Source organism: Flavobacterium sp. (genome assembly GCF_043779715.1).
In the GTDB taxonomy this organism is placed as follows: Bacteria; Bacteroidota; Bacteroidia; order Flavobacteriales; family Flavobacteriaceae; genus Flavobacterium.
Map to the genome: position 1 here is coordinate 1 of NZ_JAYWDT010000155.1, position 3,362 is coordinate 3,362.

4 protein-coding genes are annotated in these 3,362 nt (G+C 33.4%); all 4 read left to right on the forward strand.

All coding sequences use genetic code 11. The features are described from left to right. Window positions 1–1,000, forward strand: a 1,000-nt coding sequence (locus tag ACH2BG_RS07735) for an AAA family ATPase (RefSeq protein ID WP_395047129.1), incomplete at its 5' end; no start/stop codon positions are given. A 2-nt stretch (window positions 1,001–1,002) separates the two neighbouring features. Continuing rightward, the gene (locus tag ACH2BG_RS07740) at window positions 1,003–1,872 is read left to right on the forward strand and encodes a DUF4435 domain-containing protein (RefSeq protein WP_395047130.1); all 870 of its coding nucleotides are present in this window, start codon (window positions 1,003–1,005) and stop codon (window positions 1,870–1,872) included. Window positions 1,873–2,135: 263 nt separating this feature from the next. Further along, window positions 2,136–2,447, forward strand: coding sequence for an iron chaperone (locus ACH2BG_RS07745; RefSeq protein WP_395047132.1), 312 nt, complete (start codon window positions 2,136–2,138; stop codon window positions 2,445–2,447). Window positions 2,448–2,461: 14 nt separating this feature from the next. Then, complete coding sequence (locus tag ACH2BG_RS07750) at window positions 2,462–2,920, forward strand: SRPBCC domain-containing protein (RefSeq protein WP_395047131.1); 459 nt, start codon at window positions 2,462–2,464, stop codon at window positions 2,918–2,920. Window positions 2,921–3,362 lie beyond the last annotated feature (442 nt).

The following is a 3,362-nucleotide window of genomic DNA, read 5'->3' on the forward strand; positions in this document are numbered from 1 at the left end:
TTTTCAGTTAGCTCCTGACAAAAAAGAAACACTCACATGGAATTTTCTAAAAACTAATTTCCCAAATCCGACAATTATCGGACTTGACAGAAACCTCTATACTGAAGAATCCGAAAATGTATTTTTTGAAGAACGAGTTGTAAGAGGACAGAATATTCGCAATGCTCAAATAAGAGCAATGTCTCCATTGGACAGGGTTAAGCAAATTGTCAATACAGAATACCGAAAAAAGAAAAACGATATTTTAAACCTAACAGATAAACTAAAAAACCAACTAATGCTTTCAGCATTTGAAGGCAGTATATCACTTGAATCTGTTACGCAAGGTATCCGCTATAAACTAAAACTTAGTCAAATTGAAAACGCTGAAAAAAGAGTAGGTGAATATTTTCAGCAATTTGAAAAAACAGCTTTTACTGACACGGACAAAGAACTAATCGCAAAATACTTTGAGAAATTAAAAACAATTACCAAGCAATATCAAGAGAATCCTAATGCTGAAAATGTGAAATTTCTTTTCGGATTGAACGCAAGTCAATTCAAAAAAATAAATAACCTGTTAGAAGAGTTTCAACGCTTTGAAAAAAAATCAAATGAAACTCTTGAAAAAATAAATCTCTATCTCACCACTCTAAATTTTTTCTTAAAGGATTCTGCAAAGCAGCTACTTTTCAAAGAGGACACAGCAGAATTATCTTTTAATACTCTTGACAAAAACGGAGAAAAGGTTACCGAGTATAAAGACATTAAATTTCTTTCTTCTGGTGAGCAACAAATTTTAATACTCTTTTCATATTTAGCTTTCAACAGTCAGGACGGAAAACTATTTATCATTGATGAGCCAGAACTATCTCTGCATGTAAAATGGCAAGAGGACTTCTTAAAGTATTTAGAAATCATTACTCCAAAATCTACGCAGGTAATTCTTGCGACACATTCTCCAATTTTGGTTGGCAATAAAAAAGAAAATGCCGTATTACTTTACCCTTACAATCGCTAATTATGGAAATAGGTTTACCGACAAAGTCATCATCATTTTTCGCAGGACAAGATGTTCTGTATGGACAATTCAATGACATAAATTTCTATGTTGAAGATGAAGACCAAGAGAGTTTCTACGAAACAATATTGAAAAAATTATTCCCTGATATTAAGATTGAAAAGATTTTTCCATTAGGTGGGAAAGACCCCGTTATTAAAGCAGCTAAACTGACTACTACTGATAAAAAGAAAGTTTACATCGTTGATAAAGATTTTGACGACATCTTAAAAACTAAAGAAGCGATTCCGAATTTGTTTTACTTAAAGCAATACAGCATTGAAAATTACCTGACAGAAGAAACAGCAATTCAGAAACTAATAATTGAGGAGAAACCAAAACTGAAAGCACCCGATGTAGCTGCTACATTTTCACTGACGGATTTTCAGAAAGAAACACGAAATCTTTTTTCGGAAATTATTTGCTCATATCTTGTCATACAAAAGCATTGTTTAGGGATTCCAAATGTAAGCTATGAGCCAGCAAGATTTTGCAACTTGAACAATCCATCTTCAATTAAAACTGCTGACTTCAATACTTACAAAGCATCAATTGAAGTAAAATTAAAAACCAAGAGCAAAAAGCTTTCTCTTGTTGCACAGATTAAACAATTCAAAAAATATTGCTCCAAAAAAATAAAAGTGTTGGAAGCATTACGACACATTCCAGGGAAATACACTTTACACTTTCTAAAAGCAAGAGTGAGACATCTTTTTTCAATTCCTTCTTTTCACAATATGACTTTAGAATCATTGTCAATTAGGTTAGCAGACAAATGCACCTTTGACAGTTTAGTTTATTTGCGGACAGACATTCAAGCATTCATTGCGTAAGAGATGAGAACTTCTAATAAACAGTTGTGCGAACCTCAAACATTTGTGCTCCGAACGAACAGCACGGCAGCAGCTAACATAAGATTAAAAGAAATAAAAAAAAGAAGGGCTTTGAAAGGTAACCAAAGAGTTGGGCTTCTAATGAACAGTGTAGGTAAACGAACAGTAGTGCTTCTAATCCCTTCTTTTTTTACTTCTTTAATCCCTTCTTCGTTATAGGCTATGTTAAACGACACCAAACAACGACAGAAGTAGAAAAATACATACAACAATTTGAACCTGACGTTCAAGAAAAATTAAATGCTCTGCGAGATGTATTTTTTGAAGTGTTGCCTGACACAGAAGAAAGTATTCGTTATAAAATGCCAGCTTTTAAAGTAGGTAAGCATCATCTCTACTTTGCGGCTTACAAAAAACACATTGGTTTTTATCCTGTTTACGGCTTAACAGAAATAGAGGATAAAGTTTCTGAATACAGAGCGAAAAATACAAAAGACAGTTTGCATTTTATGCTTGACAGACCTTTGCCGATTGAATTGATTAAAAATATCGTAAAGCTAAAATCAAACCTTTAACAAAATTGACAACTATGAAAAAATTAAAATTTAAGGTAACTATTAATGCACCTTCACACAAAGTTTATGATGTAATGTTGGGAATTAACAAAAAATCAACTTATGAGGCATGGACTGCTTTGTTCAATCCAACTTCTACATTTGAGGGAAGTTGGAACAAGGGAAATAAAATTCTATTTCTTGGAATAGATGAAAAAGGAGAAAAGGGAGGTATGGTTTCTAAGATAGCTGAAAATATTCCCAATCGGTTTGTCTCTATTCAACATTATGGTCTTTTAAAAGGTGATAAGGAAATTACTGAAGGACCAGAAGTAGAAAAATGGGCAAACGGATTTGAAAACTATTCCTTTGAAGAAAACAATGGAACCACAATCGTTACGGTTGACTTAGACACTACAGAAGATTTTTTAGATTATATGAACCAGACCTACCCAAAGGCACTCGACAAGTTGAAAGAAATTTGTGAAAAATAAAATCCTTCGAAAGTTGAACTATGACAAATGAAAGAAACACAGCCTATAACAGCACCTATCCAAAAGGCGGGGGCAGGCTGTGTTCCAAAGACAGTTTTGTGGGTATCTAAAAAACTTTAGTTCTTCGTATGAAAATTTGTGCTGAAAATAGTCACCTTCGGCAAGCTGCAAACCGTTATGCGTAACGCAAAAAAACCCAAAGCAATGAAACCTTCAGGAGAATTGAATATCGCTTTCTTTTAGTTTTTTATATTTTATTTTTACACTTGATATAAAAAAGAAAACAACAATCATATATGCAATCAAAAGCAACCACACCGGATGAGTATATCGCTGAATTGCCCGCAGATAGAAAGGAAGCAATGACAAAATTGCGCAAAGAAGTATTAAAAAATCTTCCCAAAGGTTTTAAGGAAACGATGGGTTATGGAATGATGGGCTA